At 64.3% G+C, this 20,032-nt stretch carries 12 protein-coding genes; 9 read left to right on the top strand and 3 right to left on the bottom strand.

Annotated features, from left to right (window positions below):
* Window positions 1–366: 366 nt before the first annotated feature.
* From ACOYW5_RS20970 to ACOYW5_RS20935, 8 genes are all read left to right on the top strand, one after another.
* Window positions 367–2,163 (top strand): ABC transporter substrate-binding protein, encoded by a 1,797-nt coding sequence (locus ACOYW5_RS20970; RefSeq protein ID WP_423066817.1) that lies wholly within the window; start codon window positions 367–369, stop codon window positions 2,161–2,163.
* Window positions 2,164–2,336: 173 nt separating this feature from the next.
* Window positions 2,337–3,335 (top strand): ABC transporter permease, encoded by a 999-nt coding sequence (locus ACOYW5_RS20965; RefSeq protein WP_423066816.1) that lies wholly within the window; start codon window positions 2,337–2,339, stop codon window positions 3,333–3,335.
* 11 nt (window positions 3,336–3,346) lie between these two features.
* A complete protein-coding gene (locus ACOYW5_RS20960) occupies window positions 3,347–4,261 on the top strand; it encodes an ABC transporter permease (RefSeq protein ID WP_423066815.1) in 915 nt (304 codons plus the stop codon).
* A gap of 5 nt (window positions 4,262–4,266) precedes the next feature.
* The gene (locus tag ACOYW5_RS20955) at window positions 4,267–5,286 is read left to right on the top strand and encodes an ABC transporter ATP-binding protein (RefSeq protein ID WP_423066814.1); all 1,020 of its coding nucleotides are present in this window, start codon (window positions 4,267–4,269) and stop codon (window positions 5,284–5,286) included.
* A 4-nt stretch (window positions 5,287–5,290) separates the two neighbouring features.
* Window positions 5,291–6,160, top strand: a complete 870-nt coding sequence (locus ACOYW5_RS20950; protein WP_423066813.1) for an ABC transporter ATP-binding protein — start codon at window positions 5,291–5,293, stop codon at window positions 6,158–6,160.
* A gap of 130 nt (window positions 6,161–6,290) precedes the next feature.
* Entirely contained in the window at window positions 6,291–7,253 is a 963-nt protein-coding gene (locus ACOYW5_RS20945; RefSeq protein ID WP_423066812.1) for a mannonate dehydratase, read from the top strand.
* Window positions 7,254–7,262: 9 nt separating this feature from the next.
* A complete protein-coding gene (locus tag ACOYW5_RS20940; protein WP_423066811.1) occupies window positions 7,263–8,090 on the top strand; it encodes an NAD-dependent epimerase/dehydratase family protein in 828 nt (275 codons plus the stop codon).
* Window positions 8,091–8,247: 157 nt separating this feature from the next.
* Complete coding sequence (locus tag ACOYW5_RS20935) at window positions 8,248–10,104, top strand: glucose/sorbosone family PQQ-dependent dehydrogenase (protein WP_423066810.1); 1,857 nt, start codon at window positions 8,248–8,250, stop codon at window positions 10,102–10,104.
* 57 nt (window positions 10,105–10,161) lie between these two features.
* On the opposite strand, the gene ACOYW5_RS20930 is transcribed toward ACOYW5_RS20935, so the two are convergent.
* On the bottom strand, window positions 10,162–10,908 hold the full coding sequence (locus ACOYW5_RS20930) for a Crp/Fnr family transcriptional regulator (RefSeq protein ID WP_423066809.1): 747 nt from the start codon (window positions 10,906–10,908) through the stop codon (window positions 10,162–10,164).
* A 402-nt stretch (window positions 10,909–11,310) separates the two neighbouring features.
* Between ACOYW5_RS20930 and ACOYW5_RS20925 the strand changes: the two genes are divergently transcribed.
* Window positions 11,311–11,475: a hypothetical protein gene (locus tag ACOYW5_RS20925; RefSeq protein WP_423066808.1), complete on the top strand. Its 165-nt coding sequence runs from the start codon at window positions 11,311–11,313 to the stop codon at window positions 11,473–11,475.
* A gap of 943 nt (window positions 11,476–12,418) precedes the next feature.
* Here the strand turns inward: ACOYW5_RS20925 and pbpC are convergent.
* Together pbpC and ACOYW5_RS20915 are read right to left on the bottom strand one after the other, a co-directional pair.
* On the bottom strand, window positions 12,419–14,545 hold the full coding sequence (gene pbpC, locus ACOYW5_RS20920) for a penicillin-binding protein 1C (RefSeq protein WP_423066807.1): 2,127 nt from the start codon (window positions 14,543–14,545) through the stop codon (window positions 12,419–12,421).
* Entirely contained in the window at window positions 14,542–20,016 is a 5,475-nt protein-coding gene (locus tag ACOYW5_RS20915; RefSeq protein ID WP_423066806.1) for an MG2 domain-containing protein, read from the bottom strand. The genes pbpC and ACOYW5_RS20915 overlap by 4 nt, the downstream gene beginning before the upstream one ends.
* Between the last annotated feature and the right edge of the window lie 16 nt (window positions 20,017–20,032).

Raw genomic sequence — 20,032 nt, 5'->3', positions numbered from 1 at the left:
TAGCTGTCCGATGGGCAGTATCAGCTCAACGTGATCCGATCGCATCGCGTCGTCGGGCTTCATGCCGACGATTGCGGGCGCTCGCCCTCTTCGTGCCCTGGCACGCTGACGGATTGCGCGCTGGTACCGCCGGGCCGGCTCCGCAAAGGAGCGGTCCGACAGCTCTGAGTTTACCCGCGGCAGCACAGTTCGGGCGATCTGGACGATGCGACGGCGAGGCACTCCACGAACCGGCAACGAAGTAAACAAGATCATCTTTGGGGAGGTGAGGGAGATACTAAGGCCAAAAATGGCCCTGCAACGAAATATCTGCCGCCACAACGACGGCGATTACTTTCCATCGACAGTCAAGGGAGATTCTGTCACATGGCAAAATTGAAGCTATTAACAGCAGCAGCGCTTGCGGCGTTTGCGCTGGCCGCCCCGATGGCGGCCCTCGCGCAAAGCCCGCTCGCGGCGACTGCGCCGAAGGAAATCGCTCCGGCGACGCCCCTTCCGGACGTGCCGCGCAACCAGACCGTCGTTCTCGGCTGGGGCGTTGCTCTGTCCTCGCCGATCGGCGTCACCAACCCGTGGGCCCTGCCCGGTTACACCCACCAGGAAGGCAATGCCTTCATGTGGGAGCCGCTGATGTACTTCGCCATTTTCAAGGGCGAGTATGTTCCGTGGCTGGCCGACAGCATGGAATACACCGACGACACGTTCACCGCGCTCGAGATCAAGCTGAACAAGGACGCCAAGTGGTCGGACGGCACCCCCGTCACCTCCAAGGACGTCAAGTTCACGTTCGACGGCCAGCTGAACAATTCCAAGCTGCCCTACAACGCACACTTCACTCAGTTCGTCGCCTCGACCGACATCGTCGACGACCTGACCGTGAAGGTGAACTTCAAGTCCCCGGCTCCGCGCTTCAAGTTCGAAGTGCTGACCGAGAAGTTCGATACCGGTATCCCGATCGTCCCGGCCGACTACCTGTCGTCCAAGCCGGACGTGAACATGGAACCCGGCTCGATCGATATCCCGCACTCGGGTCCGTATGACCTGAAGGCGTGGAACGCCAACCAGAAGATCTTCGACTACCGTCCCGATTGGTGGGCCGTTAAGGCCGGCCGCATCGCCGAGCCGGCAGTCAAGCGCGTCATCATCGCCAACATCACCGGCGTCTCGATGGACACTGTCGCCCAGCGCGTCGTGAACAACGAGTTCGACTCCGCCCTCGACATGCGTTCCTCGGTTATCGGCAACATCCTTGCCCAGAACCCGGAAATTACCACGCATACCGGTTCGGAATCGCCGTTTGGTTACCTCGACTGGTGGCCGAACTCGCTGTGGATGAACACCCAGCTCGAGCCGTATAGCGACCCCAAGGTCCGTCGTGCGATGAGCCTCGTCATCAACCGCGATGTCATCAACGACATCCTGTATGAAGGCGCACAGATCGCGACGATCTATCCGTTCCCGCTCTACCCGAACCTGCAGGCCTTTGCTGACTCGCCCGCCGTCAAGGCGCTCGAGGAGCAGTACCAGCCGCGCAAGTTCGATACCGAAGAGAGCGCCAAGCTCATGGGTGAGGCAGGCTATGCGCTGAACGGCGACGGCCTGTGGGAGAAGGACGGCAAGACCATCGACGCCACCATCCAGGGCTTCGAAGGCATCCACTCCGACATCGTGCCGATCCTGGTCGAAATGCTCCGCCAGGGCGGCTTCGACGCCGCGATCAACTTCGGTCCCGATGCGTACCAGAACATGGCGGACGGCAAGGCCGGTCTCTACATGTTTGGCCACGGCGCATCGCTCTACGACCCGTTCGAGGCTCTGAACCTCTTCCACGGCAAGTACAGCGAAGCCATCGGCACCTCGGCCGGCAACAACCGGTTCTCGCGCTACAAGAACCCGGAATACGACGAAATCCTCGACTCGATCGCCCCGCTCTCGTCGGACGATCCGAAGTTCCAGGAAGGCGCCGCCAAGGCTCTGGGTATCTACTGGCGTGACCAGATCGATATCCCGATCATCCAGTGGCTGCACCGCATCGCCTACAACCAGCACTACTGGAAGAACTGGCCGACCGCTGCGAACCCCGCAATGGGCACCAACGGCGCGTTCTGGGCCCATACCGGCCTGCTGGTCATCGCCTCGCTGCAGCCGTCCGGCGCGCAGTAAGGCGGAAGTTTCCGACATCGGAGTGCGCGTTCGCGCGCACTCCTCCACAAGCGAGATCAGGAAAGGTTGCAGACTTTTCCGGTTCGATTTCGCGACAAACAAGGACGTGGAGCTGGAGTGCGCTTCAACGAAGCGCAATCCCGCTCTAACACCACCGTGCCGGAGTTGACCGAGTGAACTTCAAGCTGATTGCCAAGCGCCTCTCCTTCCTGGTTCTGGTCATCTGGGCCGCATCCACGATCGTATTCTTCGTCCCCCGCCTCAGCCCCCGCAACGCACTGCGCGAACGCTTCGCCGAACTGGCGCGCTCCGGCGGTTTTGCCCCCGGCGATATCGAAAAGCTCATCGCCAACATGAACCAGCAATTCGGCCTCGATCGGCCGCTGCTGGATCAGTACTGGACCTACCTCGGCAACGTGATCCGGATGGACTTCGGCTACTCGCTGAACCGCTATCCCGCGACCGTCACCGACATCATCGGCCAGGCCCTGCCCTGGACGGTCTTCCTGCTGCTGTTCACCACGATCCTCAGCTTCATCATCGGCAACCTCCTGGGCGCTATCTCGGCCTGGCCCAAGTCGCCACGCTGGCTGCGCGGTATTGCCACTCCTTTCGTGCTGCTGACCGGCGTGCCGCCCGTCATCATGGGCGTGCTGCTGCTTTTCTTCATCGGCTTCCGTCTGAAGCTCCTGCCGCTCGGCGGCCCCTATTCGATCGGCATCGTCCCCAACTGGTCCTGGGACTTTGCCGTGGACGTGCTGCGCCACCAGATGCTTCCCGCGCTGGCGCTGATCCTCGGCTCGGTCGGCGGCTGGGTGCTGTCGATGCGCGGCATGGGTGTCACCATCCAGGGCGAGGACTATGTCAACTTCGCCGAGCACAAGGGCCTGACCGGTGGGCGCATCTTCCGCGACTACTACCTGCGCAACACCCTGCTGCCGCAGGTTACCGGACTCGCGCTGGCGTTGGGCACCCTGGTCACGTCGGCGCTTGTCGTCGAGCAGCTCTTCGGCCTTCCGGGGTTGGGGCAAGTGCTCAACAACGCCATCCGGTCCAATGACTTCCCTGTCATCTACGGGATCGTGCTGTTCATCACCATCGCCATCGCCGTGCTGATGGCAGTGCTCGAGTTCATTTATCCGCTGCTCGACCCCCGCGTCCGCAACCAGTAGGAACCGGAAAATTGACGACCGTTACCGCAACCTCATCGGCGATCGCAGACACCTCGATGGAGCAGCCGAGCGGCCTCACGCTGTTCCTGCGCTACCTCAACCGCAACCGGGGTCTCGCCGTCGGCGTGGTCATTCTGATTGCGCTGGTACTGTTCACCGTCATCGGCCTGATGACCATCAACCCGAAGCAGGCCTATCCGCTTTCGGTGGCGACTAAACAGCCGCCCAGCCTGAAGTACCCGTTCGGTACCGACTTCTTCGGCCGCAACCTGCTCGCCGCCATGGTCGTGGGCATGTGGCAGACCGCCGTTATCGGTGTCATCGCCGGCGGCCTCGGCACCCTGATCGGCGTAGTCCTCGGCTTTACCTCTGCCTATTTCGGCGGCTGGATCGATTCGACCATCCGCACCATCTGCCAGATCCTCACACCGATCCCGGTGCTGCTGATCCAGGTGGTGGTCGCCGGTTCGCTCGACAAGCGCGACGTCACCATCTTCACCATGGCGCTGATCGTGGTGATGCTGGCCTGGATGGGGCCAACGCTGGTGATCCGCGCCCAGGTGCTGACCATGAAGGAGCGACAGTTCGTATCGGTCGCCAAGCTTTCGGGTGTCGGCGACATCGCCATCATCTTCAAGGAGATTCTGCCCAACCTGTTGCCGTTCATCGCTGCGGCCTTCGTCGGCCAGGTGTTCTCCGCGGTGTTCGCCTCGTTCTACCTCGCCGTGCTCGGGCTCGGGCCGCTCCGCGAGCCGCTGCTCGGCAACATCATCTGGGCGGCGCAGCTGCAGGGCGCCTTCTTCAACGGCTGGTGGTGGTGGCCCATCGCCCCGTCGGTCGGGATGATCCTGATCCTCGCCTCGCTCGCCCTCATTAATATGGGCCTCGACGAACTGGCCAATCCGCGCGTGCGGCGGACGGAGTAATGACGATGAATCTCGCAAGCACCGACACCGCTGCTGGCCGCAACGCCGGACCGGCAGCCGCGCAACCCGTCCTGCGCGTCGACGACCTCGTCGTCACCTACTACACCGACCTCGGCCGCGCCCGCGCGCTCGACAATGTCAGCTTCACGCTCGAGGCGGGTCAGAAGCTGGGCATGGTCGGGGAATCCGGCTCGGGCAAGTCCACGCTTGCCCTCGCCATGATGCGCATGATCAAGCCGCCGGGACGGATCGAAGGCGGTCATGTCTGGGTCGGTGGCACCGACCTCCAGTCCCTCAACGACGAGGGCATGCGCAAGGCCCGGTTGTCGAAGATTGCCTACATTCCGCAGGGCGCCATGAATTCGCTCAATCCGGTCACTCGGATCGGCGAGCAGATGGTGGATGCCATCAAGTCGCACATCCCCGGCGAGAGCCGCCAGGCAATCAACGACCGCTGCGTCTGGGCGCTCAAGTCGGTGGATCTCGATCCGGGCGTCTTCAACATGTATGCCCACGAACTGTCGGGCGGCATGAAGCAGCGCGTCTGCATCGCCATCGGCATCCTGCTTCGGCCTGAAGTAATCATCGCCGACGAGCCGACCAGCGCGCTCGACGTGGTCACCCAGCGCCAGGTCATGGAAACCATCGACAAGGTACAGGATGACATCGGCGCCGCCGTCATCCTCATCGGCCACGATATGGGCCTGATGGCCCAGACCATGGATCAGGTCGCCGTCATGTATGCCGGCCGGCTGGTCGAGGTTGCCACGGTGCGCGAGATGTTCACCGACCCCAAGCACCCCTACTCGCAGGCGCTGATCTCCAGCCTGCCGACGCTGGACAACCGTGGCGAGTTCAAAGGCATTCCGGGCCTCGCGCCCTCGCTGCTCCGGCTGCCCAGCGGGTGCGCCTTCCACCCCCGCTGCCCCTTCGCCTCCGATCGTTCGCGCACGGAAAAGCCGAAGGTGAACGTGCTTCCTGGCGGACGCCTCGTCGCCTGCAATCTCTACGACCAGGAGTCCTGAGCCGATGTCCAAGAACCTCCTGGAAATCAAGAACGTCACCAAGGTCTATCAGCGTGGCCTCTTGTCCTCGCATGCCAAGGTCGCGCTGAAAGAATTCTCGCTCACCCTCAAGGAAGACGAGCCGACCATCCTGACCGTCGCCGGCGAGTCCGGCAGCGGCAAGACCACGCTTGCCATGCTGCTGCTCGGCTTCATCACGCCGACAACAGGCGAGATCCTCTACAAGGGCCAGAACATCGTCTCGCTGCGCGGGCCCGATCGCATCGCCTATCGCCGCGAGGTGCAAGCCGTGTTCCAGGATCCGTTCGCGGTGTTCAATCCGTTCTACACGGTCGACCACTTGCTGACCGTGCCGATCAAGCAGTTCAAGCTCGCCAAGTCCGGCCGCGACGCCCGCAACAAGATGGACGAGGCGCTCAATGCCGTTGGTCTTCGCCCCGAAGACGTGCTCGGCCGCTTCCCGCACCAGCTCTCGGGCGGCCAGCGCCAGCGCATCAACGTAGCGCGCGCGCTGATGCTGAAACCCCGGCTGCTGATCGCCGACGAGCCGGTGTCGATGGTGGACGCATCGCTCCGTGCCAACATCCTTGAATCGCTGCGCAACATGCACCGCGATCACGGCGTAACGATCATCTACATCACGCACGACCTGACCACGGCCTATCACGTCGCCGACTCGATCACCGTCCTCTATCGCGGCGACGTGGTGGAAAAGGGCGACGTCGAAAGCGTGATCCGCAACCCGCAGCACGCCTATACCCGGCTGCTGGTCGACTCGATCCCGTGGCCCAATCTCGACCAGAAATGGGGCCAGCACTCGATCCGCTCACAGGCGTCCCAGGACGAGTTCCATGCCGGAGCGCCGACACCGTAGCGCCTCCTCCGCATCGGACGACAACCGCCCGATGCGCGACTGCCCCCGATCCATGGGCCGGCTCGAGGCCGTGTCCCGTTTTTCCGAGCCGCGTCGCAGCGGCCCTGCATTGCCGCCTTAGGATTTTGAAATGCTTGAAATTGCCGAGTTCATTCCCCCCAAGCCGCAGCCGTTATGGAAGCTGGCCAAGCAAGCGGGCGTCGACCTCGCCGTCGCCGGTCTCCCCTTCGACACCCTGCAGGCCGGCGAAAAAGTCAGCTCCCTCTCCGCACTCCAGCGCATGAAGGACGTCTACACCGAGGGCGGCTTCGACATCCGCGTCATCGAGTCCCGTCCGCCGCTCAATCTCGCCAAGCGCGGCCTCGAGGGTCGCGACGCCGAGATCGAAACCGTCTGCGAACTCATCACCAACATGGGCAAGCTCGGCATTCCGGTCTGGTGCTACGAGTGGATGACCGACTTCAACTGGGTCCGCACTAATATGGCGACGCCCAGCCGCGGCGGTTCGGTGGTTACCAGCTTCAACGTCGACGACGTGCCCGACAACATCACCTCGAACCCACCCATCAGCGAGGAAAAGCTCTGGGAGACGCTGGAGTATTTCCTCCGCCGCGTGCTGCCCGTCGCCGAGAAGGCCGGCGTCAAGCTCTCGATGCACCCCGATGATCCACCGATCACCCCGATAAAGGGCGTGAGCCGCATCATGCGGACCATCCCTAACTATCAGCGCCTCATCGACATGCTGCCGTCGGACTACAACACCATCACCCTCTGCCAGGGCAATTTCACCCTGATGACCGACGACCTGCCGCGCGAAATCCGCAAGTTCGGCAAGAAGATCAGCTTCGTCCATTTCCGCGACGTGAAGGGCGTACCGACCAACTTCCAGGAAACCTGGCACGACGCCGGCAAGACCGACATGTTGGCGACGATGAAGGCCTACAAGGACATCGATTTCGACGGCGTGCTCCGCCCCGACCATGTCCCCACCGTCGAAGGCGACAGCAACGAGAACGCCGGCTACTCCGCCTTCGGCCGCCTCTACGCCATCGGCTACATTCGCGGCCTCCACCAAGCCGTCTATTCGAGTTGAGATACTGACATGAAGATTGCACTCACCGGTTCATCCGGCGGCGTCGGCCGCGCCATCATCACCGAAGCGCGCAAGCAGGGTCACGATCTCGTCTGCATCGATCGCGTCGCCGCGCCCGAGACCGAGGAGACCAGGGACCTCCACTTCATCCAGGCCGATATGGATGAATACGAGAAGCTCGTCGCCGCCTTCGCCGGCTGCGACGCGGTGATCCACATGGCCGCCATCCCCTCGCCCGGCCGCCATCCGGACCACGTGGTGCACAACAACAATGTCGTGGGCAGCTATAACGCCCTGCAGGCGGCCGTCGAAAACGGCATCATGCGCATCTGCCAGGCCAGTAGCGTCAACGCCATCGGCCACTCCTACAGCCGCGATCCTCACTACGACTACCTGCCGATCGACGAGGAGCACGCCAACTATTCCGAGGAACCCTACTCGCTCTCCAAGTGGATCTGCGAGCAGCAAGCCGACGCCTTCGCCCGCCGCTGGGAGGATATCTCGATCGCCTCCATGCGCTTCCACTGGGTGGTGCCGGAGCGCGAGCTCGCGGCGCGCAACTTCACTCCCAACTCGACCACGCCCAAGAAGCACCTCTTCGCCTACACCCGCTTCGACGCGGCGGCACGCGCTTGCCTCTTGAGCCTCGAAGGCAAGTTCAAAGGACACGAGGCTTTCTACATCGTCGCGCCCGACACCACGATCGATATCCCCAGCCTCGAAGCCGCCGAGAAGTTCTTCCCGGGCATTCCGATCAAGGGCGATCTCAGCGGCCGCAAGGCCTTCTTTGATTCGTCAAAGGCCGAGCGCATCCTCGGCTGGAAGCACGATCTGTAGCGCCTGGAGCGCTTTCGGGACTCGAAAGCGCGACAAATCGAAATAGATGAAGCGGGCGGTTTTCACACCCGCTTCATTCTGCAATCCAACATTTCGCCAGCCGGGAACCGAACGGGTGCGCCGGTGGTTGACCGGTGCTCACTACTGGAGGGACGCCATGAGATTCGTTGCCACCTTCGCCTTCGCCCTCACCGCCGTGCTGACGGCGGCGCCCGCGCTCGCTCAAGGCACACCGGACTCTGCGGTGGTCGGAACCAAGCAGTTCGAAATGAAGGAACTGACCAACGGCCTTGAGGGGCCGTGGGAGATCACCTGGGGGCCGGACGGCTGGCTCTGGGTCACCGAGCGCACCGGCGGCAAGATCACCCGCGTCAATCCCGCTGATGGCACCAAGCAGGTTGCCATCGATATCGAGGAAGTCTCGGCGCCCGGCGGCCAGGACGGCCTGCTCGGCATGGCGCTCGATCCGGGCCTGCTCAAGGGCACGGGCAACGATTACGTCTACGCCTCCTATACCTATGTCGACAAAACCCGTGGCGGCATTCCCTGGGTCGCCGACCCGTTCAGCCCTTACCACGACCTCTGGGTGAAGATCGTTCGCCTCACCTATGACGAGGCCACCGGCACGCTGAAGGATCCCGTCGACATCATCGCCGGCATGCCCGCCAAGAACGATCACAACTCCGGCCGCCTCAAGTTCGGCCCCGATGCCAAGCTCTATTACACCATCGGCGACGGCGGTAAGGGCCAGCTCGGAAACTGGTGCATCCCCATCGAGGCGCAGCGCCTGCCCACCGCCGATGAGATGGCCAACAAGAACTGGATGGCCTACCAGGGCAAGACGCTGAGGCTGAACCTCGACGGCTCGATCCCGGACGACAATCCGGAGCTCGACGGCGTCAAGAGCCATGTCCTCACCTATGGCCACCGCAATGCCCAGGGCATCGACTTCGGCCCGGACGGCACGCTCTACGCCTCCGAGCAGGGCCCCAAGACCGATGACGAGGTGAACGTCCTCGTTGCCGGGGAAAACTATGGCTGGCCGCGTGTCGCGGGCTTCAAGGACGACATGGCCTACCAGTATGCCCGCTGGGACCTTGCGACCACGCCGTGCGAACAGCTCACCTTCTCGGACATCACCATCGATCCCTCGGTCCCGGTCGAGGATGAAACCAGCTGGCCCGGTGAGCAGCACGACCCGCTCGCTACGCTCTTCACCGTGCCCAACGACTGGAACTTTCAGGATCCGGCCTGCGGCGGGATCGACTTCATCTGCTGGCCGACCGTCGCGGCCTCGTCGATGCAGGCCTATTTCCCCGCTGCCGGCGAAGGCATTCCCGGCTGGGAGAACTCACTCCTTGTAACGACGCTCAAGCGCGGCTCGATCTACCGCATCCCGCTCGCTGAAGACGGCAAGACCGTTTCCGGCCCGATCGAGCGCTACTTCCAGTCCGAGAACCGGCTGCGCGATATGGCGCTCAGCCCCGACATGAAAACCATGTATATCGCCACCGATGTCAGCGGTCTCGTCGGCACCATGGACGGCGGGGCCGGCACTGTATTGAAAAATCCCGGCGCCATCCTCGTCTACACCTATACTGGCGAGGGTGACGGCACCGCTGCCGCTGCCACGACTGAAGCTGCCCCCTCTGCAGAAGCCGCGGCGACTGCCGCCACCGGCGCTCCCGTGACCTTCACCGCCGAACAGGCTGCCCGCGGCAAGACGGCATACGATGCAAACTGCGTCTCATGCCACGGCCCGGACCTGATCAGCGCCAACTACGGCCCACCGCTCGCCGGCGCCTATTTCGACGGGAAATGGATAGGCCAGACCGCGGCCGCTCTTTACACCCACACGCATGACCGCATGCCGCCCTCGCGGCCCGGTCAGCTCGGCGACCAGACCTATGCGGACCTCGTCGCCTACATCCTGCAGGTCAACGGCCTCGCCGCCGGCGACACCGAGCTCCCGCCTGACGTCGCTGCGCTCGAAACCATGGTCATCAGCAGGTAGCGCTCACCGATGCTAGCCGGGGCACCCTGCCCCGGCAGTGCGCGCTCGGGTTATAGGCTACGTGCCCACCCGGCGCCTGCGGGGTTCGTCGACGGTGAAGTCCATGTCGCCCAGCAGCACTTCATACTCGCGCTCGGCGACGCCGTACGCGCCATTGGTAAAGGCGGACAGCCCATCCCGGTCGGTGATCACCACCACGCCGCGCATGGTACGGATCAGTCCGCGCGCCTCGAGATCCTGCAGCGCCCGCGTCACGCCGGCCCGTCGCACCGCCAGCATGACAGCGAGGAACTCGTGCGTAATCTGGAAGGATTCGCCGAGCCGGTCGCCCACCATCAGCAGCCAGCGCGCGACCCGTTGCTCGAGCAGCAGCAAGCCGTTAGCCGAGGCCGTCGAGGCCACCTGGATGGAGAACGCCTGCGCGTACCGCATGAACAGCTGCTGCATCGGCCAGCTCGCGCGCATGGCCTCACGCAGGATATCGGGCTCGACGCGAACTGCGCTCCCCGCCCCCTGCACGAAAGTCGAAAATGGCGAGTGCTCAGCACCATGGACAACCGACAGGCCGGTCATCCCCTCACGCCCTATCAAGCCCACCTCAATGATGCCACCCTCGACATCGTCGGCGACGACGGACGCGAAGCCGCGCTCGATGAAGTACACCGACTCGACATCGCGATTGGCGACCTCGAGCGCATTGTGCGGCGCCAACTCCACCCACTGCAGCGGCCCGAGCTGGTCGAGATCATAGTCTGAAAGCCGCGATAAAAGGGCGTTTTCGAACCGGGGGAAATTGCCAGACAACATGCGCTCCCTGCTGAAAAGCGGTCCCGCACATTTCTATGGACGACAAAACGCCCTAGGTCGGGACCAACCACACAAAACAAGTTCTGTTGAAACTGCCCCCCAGCAGTTCCCATCGCACTTCGGCGTCCACTGACAGCCCGCGCCGGCTATCACGAAGTGCTGGCAGCTCCTGCTGCCGTGCCTGTCATTTGCGCGGCCGATGCGCACAGACTGGGCAAGAGGCATATCAGGCCGCCGACATTCTAAAGTCACGTTCGCTTACGTTCTCGAACTGACCACATGTCAGCGCCTATCGGCACCCGAGTAAGCTATGATACGCGCCGATTCACTTCAAGTGGGCGTTTCATCAAGCGTTAGTTGGTTGCTTTCACTTCGGAACAGCACAGTCATGATTTGGAAATGCTCATCGTTACCAGTGCAATAGGTGACGTGACTCCAAATGGCTGGATGAACCTGCAGCGGCACTGCCCGACCGCTTACGCCGCCAGCTCCGTCGGCACCCGCCGCACTCATATCGGCTATCCCGAGCTCGCGGCGCCGAAAGTAGAAATCGGGTATCGCTGAGCCTATCGCCTTTCGGCCGACAGGATAGTCACGCTCTGGTTGAGGCGCGGATGGTTCGAGAAGCAGCGGGTACCGAGCGCGGCTAGAGACCATCCGGCCGGCAGGGCGTCCGTCCGGATGGTCTATCGTCCGGTGCTGTCCAACCGAGGGTTGCGTCGGTCATTGGTGGCCTGGGGGGCTCACGAGTCAGCGATGGGAGCCACCTGGAAGCGTATGCACTGGGGCGACCGGACGAAGCCGAGGCCTCACATCTCGACTCCGCCCGATCCGGTGAGCTTATCGCCAAGTCATAATTAAACTCAGAATCGAGCGTGGATAGTTAATTTCTTTATTCAATCAACTTGGCGATCCATATGTGCCATATGGAACAATACGTTCAACTACACATCGAACCGCAATAAGCTGTTAGTTCGTCAGATATTATGGCCTAAAGGCCCAGAAGCGCGCTATCGCCAGAAAACCTGCTGCGATGCGGCAATTCATTTTGCGATAACCACGATCGCAACCACCTCAGCGGTGCTAACGTCTGATTGTGCCGCGACCATCGGCACTCTGACCGGAAGGTATTGCGATGCGTCCTGAGCTTGGCCGAGTGCTGCGACAGCGGCACCGAAGCCAAAAATCATCGCCGGGATCAACCCCAAGGATGGGCGGCGGCTGCTTCGAAGCGCTCCAGCCGGACCGGCGGCGAGTTGGCTATCGTGACACTCCTCGCCTCCCGACCGGGCCGGCCAACAAGAAATAACCGCTCGGCGATGGGCTGCCGAGCGGCTGAAGTGAGGCGATGCACTATCGCGAGGTCCCCGTTGTCGTTTGATGAAGACGATGGCCCGCAGTCTTATCGAATTGGCGGCGAATGCCGGACGGTTTTACCCGCACTTTGCCTGGGTTCCAGGGCCGGCATAGGGTGCATCCACTTCACATGGGCGCCCCAAGCAGCCGCTTAGTCGAGGAATACCTTGACGCTATCCGATCGCCCCTCGGCATCGACCACAGACAGGGTCACGAATCCCGGCCCCTGCGGCAGCCAGCTCTCCTGCCGTGCGAACGCCGAACGCCCGATCGGCGCGCCATCGGCGAAGAAGGTGAAAGGCGGCACGCCGTTCCGCACCTTGACGATCAGCGGGGCCGCCTCGCCCGACGCTATGCCAAGATCCACATCCACCCCATCCTCCGGGTAGGCAATCTCCGGCGCAGCGTCCCGCTTCACCTTCTGCTCGTCCGGATGTCGGAACCGCTTCAGCGGCGCCGGAAGGTCGGCATTGGACGCAAAGATCGTCCCGCGCGGCGCCTCGCGCAGCGGCACAGTGGTCTTCGCCAGCCGGTCGAAACTCTCGAACAGGATCGGCGCCGCCGCCTGGATACCGGTGATCCCCGGCACCGCCGAATTGTCCGGCCGCCCCACCCAAACGCCCACCACGGTCTTGCCATCGAACCCGATGGCCCAGGCATCGCGATAGCCGTAGGACGTGCCGGTCTTGTACGCGATCCGCCCCGGCGACCCATTCAGCGGCGGCGGCACGTCGGCGAGGATATTTGCCACATACCAGGCCGCGACCGGATCGAGCACCGGCGCCGGCGTCGCCTCTGCCGCGGGCGGAGTCTTCACTCCATCCTGCAGCACCACCGGCGAGCCACCCCGCCCGATCGCCGCGTAGATCGAGACCAGGTCGCGCAGCGTCACGCCGACGCCGCCGAGACCCACCGCAAGGCTCGGTGCCGTATCCACGGGCAACAGCGGATTGGCATGCGCCCGCTTCATTCGCGCCACCAGCCGCGCCGGACCGACCGCATCGAGCACCACGATCGCCGGGATGTTGAGCGACTCCGTGAGCGCCTGCCGGATCGTCACCGTACCCCGGTTGAACCCGTCGAAATTGACCGGCACATAGCCATTGAACGCCGTCGGCCGATCCTCGATCAGGCTCTCCGGATGCGCCATGCCGAGCTCGAACGCCAGCCCATAGATCAGCGGCTTGAGCGTCGAGCCGGGCGAACGCACCGCCTCGGTCATATCGACATAGCCGTCGCTCTCGGCGTTGAACAAACCGGCCGATCCCACCGAGGCCAGCACATTGCCCGTCGCCTGGTCCGCCACCACGATCGCCACCGACAGCCGGTTGCGAAGCTGCGCTGCCCGGTCCGCGCCGAGCTTTTCGAGCGCCGCCTGCAACTGCCGGTCGATCGTCAGCTCGATCTCGCGCGTATTCGGCCGCGCCTTCACCGCCGCCTCCGCCAGATGCGCCGCATACATCGGGAAATCGCGTCGCGCCTTGGGGATCGGCTCGAGCTTCGAGACCTCGCCCTCCTCCGCGCTGATCACGCCCTCTGCCACCATCCGGTCGAGCACGCGGTCGCGCGCCGCCAGCGCCGCCTTCGGGTCCCGATCCGGCCGCCGCGCTTCCGGCGATTGCGGCAGAGCCACGAGGAGCGCCGATTCCGCCGTGGTCAGCCGCGCCGGCTCCTTGCCGAAATAGGCGAGGCTCGCCGCCCGGATGCCCTCGATATTGCCGCCATAGGGCGCCAGTGTCAGGTAGAGCGTCAGGATCTCGTCCTTGCTCAGCGTCTGCTCCAGCGCATCGGCATGCACCATCTGCCGCAGCTTGCCGGCAAGGTTCCGCGTCGGCTCCCTCTCTAGCAGTCGCGCTACCTGCATGGTGAGAGTAGAGCCGCCCGAAACGATATGCCCTGCCCCGGCATACTGCACCGCCGCGCGCAGCATCGAGCTCCACTCGATCCCGCGATGCGAGCTGAAATTCTTGTCCTCATAAGCCAGCAGCATGTCGATGAAGTGTCGGTCCACTTCGGAGATCGTCACCGGCAACCGCCAGCGCCCGCCATCGGTGGTGAAGGGCCTGAGCAGCCGCCCGTCCTTGTCCACCACCGCCGTCGATACCGGCATCAGCGCGAAGGCTGGCGCCGGCGGCACAGTCTCGCGGACATCGCGCAGCACGGCAAAACCGTAGGCACCGGCCATCAGCCCACCCCATGCCACCACCACTGCCGCGGCAGTCAAAAGCCCCGGCGCGCGGAAGCGCCGGGGCCTGGTCTTGTCGTCCGTCCCGTTCATGGGCCGGTCGCGCCGATCTCGATCGAGCCGGCGCTGGTATTGGCGCGCAGCTCAGGACGATACATGTCCTCGACCGTCGCCCCCGGCATCACGAACGAGCCCGGCGAGACGGCACGGACCAGATAGGCGGTCGTGACGCTCGAGGTCTCCGAGCCGAAGCGGAACGCGGCGACGAACTGGTCGGTCCGCGATTCCACATGGCTCGGCGTATCGACCGTCAGCCAGCTGAGATCGGCGACGCCCGAGCCCTGCAGCAGGTCCGGATTCTCGATCTCGAACCCGGCCGGCAGCGGATCGGCGATCACGTACTGGCCGGAACCGAGCTGGGTCGGCTGCGCCGTCAGCACCACGACGAAGCGGTCGTTCTGCTTCACGTTGCTGAAGTCGGCCACTTCGCCCGTCACGGTGTAGTAGTCGCGCTGCAGCGTGAAGCCGTTCTCGCTCGGCGGCGGCGGTTCGCTCGGGATGGCGGTGGTCGTCACCTTCATCTCGGTCGGCGTGTTGCCGTTGTTGGTCACCTCGACGGTCAACCCGTCGAAATGCTCCTGGTCGTACCGGCGGTACGGCGACCCCGTCAGCGCTTCGCCATCGATCGACACCGAACCATCCGCAGCCGAGTTGCCGAGCGCCGAAGCGGCCACCAGCGTCCACGCGTCTTCCTGCGTCGAGGTCCAACGTTCGCCGTCGCGGAGCCTGCCGAGCTTGCTCGTCAGCTCCCCGATATCGACGCCCGAGGGCTTGAACTCGGCCGCCAGCGCCAGCACGCCGGCCGTGTCGCGGAGCAGGCTGCCGTAGTCGATACGGTACTTGTTCCGGTCCTCCCGGGCCTGCAGATCGGCGACCGCCGCCTGGAAGGCCGTGGCCGCACGGGTCCGATCGCCGTAGAGAGCGAGCGCGGCGCCGAGCTGGGCCTTGGCGAGCGGCGAACCGAAGTTCGACAGCCGTGCCTCGAGATAGTAGCGCAGGTCGCCGATAGCGGCCCGGCCGGCCCGGGCGAGGTCATAGAGCGCGAACGCCACATCCTCACCACCGAGGCTGAAGTCGGTCGCGTACGACACCTGGTTGCCGAGGTTGTCGAGCGCCCGTGTCATCGCCAGCTCCGGCACTTCGTACCCGGCCGCCTTCGCGCGCAGCAGGAACTCGGTGACATAGCTGTCGAGCCAGAGATCGGTCGACGAGTAGGGATCCCAGAGGCCGAACCCGCCCGAAGACGTCTGCTTGGACAACAGGTTCTTGATCGCGTCCCTGATCCGCTGATCGATCTCGGCATCGGTGCCGATCCCGACCATCTGTGCCACCTCGTTGAGGTAGAGCAGCGGCAGGGCCCGGCTCGAGACCTGCTCGGCACAGCCGTACGGGTAGCGATCAAGCGACAGCAGGATGCCCGGCACGTCGAGCCTCGCGATCGGACCGATCGCCAGCGTCGCCTCGCCGGTATGCGGCACCATGCCGTCGAACAAGGCATTGTCGAGCGTCACCGTCTCGCCGACGCCGAGCGGGATCACCTCGCTCGTCGTCACCGGCGCACTGGCCGCACGAACGCCGAGCGTCAGTTCTTTCACCTGCACATCGCCATTTGGCGCGGTGACGGTCACCTTGAGCTTCTGGTCGCCGATCCCGGTCCCCGTCAGCTTGAGGTCAAGCCCGGTCCGGTCGCCGACCTCGAGTTCAACCGATGTCTCGGCCGCGTCGGTCGAAAGCCCCTCGCCCGTCTCAAGTGACACCTTGTACGTACCCGGCTCGCCCGAGATGTTGTTCACCTCGACCAGCAGCCGCGACGTATCGTTGAGCCGGAGGAACCGCGGCGGGCTCAGGTTCACCACCACCGGATCGTGGACGATCACATCCGCCGAGGCATGGCCGACCGCATTTGCCGACCAGGCCATCACCATCAGCCGCACCGTGCCGTTGAAGTCCGGCATGTCGAAACTCACCGTCGCCGTGCCATCCGGCCCGACTTCGACTATCCCCGAATGCATGGCAACAAGCACCGTCGTCGCCGGCGGCGTCCCAAGGCGCGACGCACCTTCGTCGCCACCCGAGCGCAGCGCACCCGGCGTGCCCTGCATCGGATCGATCAGCTGCCCGTAAAGGTCGCGGAACTCCATGCCGAGCTGGCGCTGGCCGAAGAAATAACCATCCGGATCCGGCACCTGGAACTTGGTGAGGTTGAGAATGCCCAGATCCACCGCCGCCACGGCCACGTAGGCCTTCTCGCCGGGCTTGGCATTGGCGAGCTTGACCGTCGCCGCCAATGGCTGGCGCGGCAGGGCTTCCTTCGGCGCGTCGATCGACACGTCGAACTTGAGGTCGCCCGGATCCACGTCAGCATAAGCCAGACCCAGCGCCCGCGCCGGCATGCGTTTGGCTTCCGCGCTGCCCGGCCGATAGAGGATCGCCGTCACATAGGCGCCCGGACCCCAGTCGTCCGTCACCTGCAGGTCGACCGACGTGCCGCCTTCCGGCACTTCGACCGCCTTCATGTCGATGATGCGGTCGTCGACCACCATCACCAGCGCCGTGCCCGCAAACTGCGGATCGAGCTTCAGCACTGCCGTCTCGCCGGAGCGATAAGCCTGCTTGTCGAGTGCCACCGACAGCGTGTCCGGCGTGTCCGAACCCACTTCCGGATAGTAGTAGCCGGCATAGAACTCATAGGTCGTCGAGGTATCGTCGCCCGTCACTTCGAGCCGGTAGAGACCCCAGTCGACGGCCGCCGAAACCTCGACCGGCGCCGCCGCGGTGGCGTCCACCGTACCGTTGGCAACCTCGCGGGTCGTCGTTACGCCTTCCCACTTCCAGGTGCCGTTGTCGCGATACCACTGGTAGTTCGTTTCCACGCGTGACAGCGACCACTCGATCCCGGCCTTGTCGACTGCCGTACCATCCGGCCCGACCGCGATGATATCGAACCCGGCCTGGCTGCCCTCTTCGAGCCCATCGGCCGAAGCGAAGGTGGGTTTGACGCCGATCCGGTCGGTTGTCGAAAGCAGCGGGCGTGTCAGGCTGCGCTCGATGGCGCGGCCGTTGGTGTCGACAAGCCGCATGATCAGTTGCGCCTCGAGCGGCTTGGTCGTCGCCTGCGGCAGCGTCACGGTGACTGCAGCCGTCACATTGCCCGCCGCGTCGGTCGTCCCGACTGTCCCCAGCGGTTCACGCGACACCTGGAACGGATCGTCCAGCCGCCCGAACGAATAGCCCGGGAAGCCCGGCAGCGACCCGACCGGCCGCAGCACTACGTCCGCTTCCACCGCGAGATCCGGCGCCGTGGCGCCATAGAGATACTTCGCTTCGACGGCGACTTCCGTCACCTCGTCCGGCACGATCGGTTGATCCGCCGCGCTGATCTCGAACGCCAGCCTTTCCGGCTCGAAATCCTCGACCAGGAACCCCACCGTCGTCAGCGCCGAGGCCTTCGGATCGGCATAGATTCGCACCGACCACGAGCCGCGCATCGCCTCCGGCGCCAGCTCGATCGGCTGGAAATAGCCGCCCGCGCCGCCATCCTGGATCAGCATGGTCTCGTCGACCACGCCATCCGGACGCTGCACTTCGAGCGTCAGCGGCAGGTCAGTCACAGCCTTCGCCTGCACGTCGCGCAACAGCGCGGTGACGAACACCGTCTCGCCCGGCCGATAGACGCCGCGCTCGGTCGTCGCGAACACATCGAGCGGTCCCGGCGACGGCCGGCCTTCGACGCCGCGATCGGTGAGATCGAACGCCGACTTCGACACATCGAGGAACGCATAGTCGTCCGCATCGGTCTCGGCGACGATCAGCTGCGGCGCCCGGCCGCCTTCGCCGCGCGCGAGCCCCGGCGCGAAATCGGCCTTGCCATCCGCATCGGTCACGGCTTCGCCGAGGATCTCGTTGTTGACGGCGACGAGCCGCACCTTGGCGCCCGCCACCGGCTGCGCCGAGGTCAGCGAACGGACGAACGCATGGACGCCGTCATCGCCCGAAACCGTCGTAAGACCGAGGTCGGTGACGATGAACCACTGCGTCGCCATTTCGCGCCAGTATTCCTGCCGGCTGCCGGTAACCTTGGCGGTCACCACATAGGCGCCCGGCTGCAGCGTCGTGATCGCGTCGCGCACCGGAATGGCCGTCACGCTCATCGCGTTCGGCGCACCCTGCGCCAGGTCGACCGTCCCCTCCCAGGTCTTCTCGCCATAGGAGTTGGCCACGTCCTCGGCCGAATAGCCGTCGAGCGTGCGCTGGAACACCCCGTTCCGCACCGCCGTCGCCATGTTGCGATCGCCGATCCGGTAGATGATTACGTCCGCCGATTCCGCGTTGATCGAAGTGATCGGCAGCCCGCCGCCAAGACCGGCCGGCATCACATAGGCATTATTGGCAAAGCCCACGAACGGGGCGCGATCCGGCACATAGAGATCGAGCTCCACGTCCGAACGCAGCTGCTCGCCACCCGCCGACGGCAGGCCCGAGCGCAGCTTGATGTGATAGCGCCGGCCATGCTCGACGCCGGTGATGCAGATCTGGCTCTGGTCGCTCTCGACCGCCACCGTCGGCGCGTTGTCGACCACCACATAGCTCGAAAGGTCGGTGTCGCCGGTCGGCAGCGGATCGGAGAATACGGCGCAGATGCGCGGGTTCGCCGCTTCGGCGTCGACCTGGTTCGAGGTCACGCGGAAGCCGTGCTCGGCCACCACCTTGTCGAGGCGAGCCTGCAGCGTCGAGTCATCCACCAGCCCGATGCTCATGCGATAGGTCGCAATCGCCTCGCGCCACATTTCGCGGCGCTCCAGCGCCTTGGCCAGTGCGCCAAGCGCGGAGGCCTTCTCCTGCGGCGTTTCCGCCAGCATGTACGAATTGAGCGCCGCGTAAGAGCCATTGACCGCAAGATCGTACGTGCCGTTGCCGGCCGCGGCCTCGATATCGGCGCGCTTGTCGGCCTCGTCGGCCAACTTCAGCCACAGCGTTGGATCGTTCTTCACGATCGCCAGCGCCTGCCGGTACGACACCATCGCGGCCGCCGGATTCTGCTGCACCGAAGCCTCGTCGCCCGCCGCGATCAGGTCCTCATACGCAACGCCCGGCGGCGGCGTGTCGGTCTGCGGCAAGCTGTTGGCGAAATAGGTCGCGGAATCATAGAGGTCGCGCGCCGCAAACGGCAGCCCGTTGACCCGCTCGGTGATGATCTCGTCGAGAGTGGGGTCGAACACCACCTGCCCAGAGGTCGCGCCCTTGAACGATTGCGCCGTGCCCGCCTGCCCCTTGAGGAAGCACCAATTCGATTTCTCGTTATAGGTGAAGGCGCGGCAGAGCTTGTCGTTGGTGCAAGTCTCCTGGCACTGATCGAGCGTCACGTCCTTGCTGATCGAATAGTCGAACCCCGGCAGGTCCGTGTCCGGCAGCAATGTGACGCTGCGATCCTGGGCCGATACCGGTCCTAAATTGAGGAAAATGCTCGCCACGAGCCAAAAGGCGGTCTGAACAAGCCGCTTCATATTCCTCACCCTCAAT

The sequence above is a fragment of the Devosia sp. CN2-171 genome (assembly GCF_049354815.1).
In the GTDB taxonomy this organism is placed as follows: domain Bacteria; phylum Pseudomonadota; class Alphaproteobacteria; order Rhizobiales; family Devosiaceae; genus Devosia_A.
This window is presented reverse-complemented; position numbering and strand designations above follow the sequence as displayed.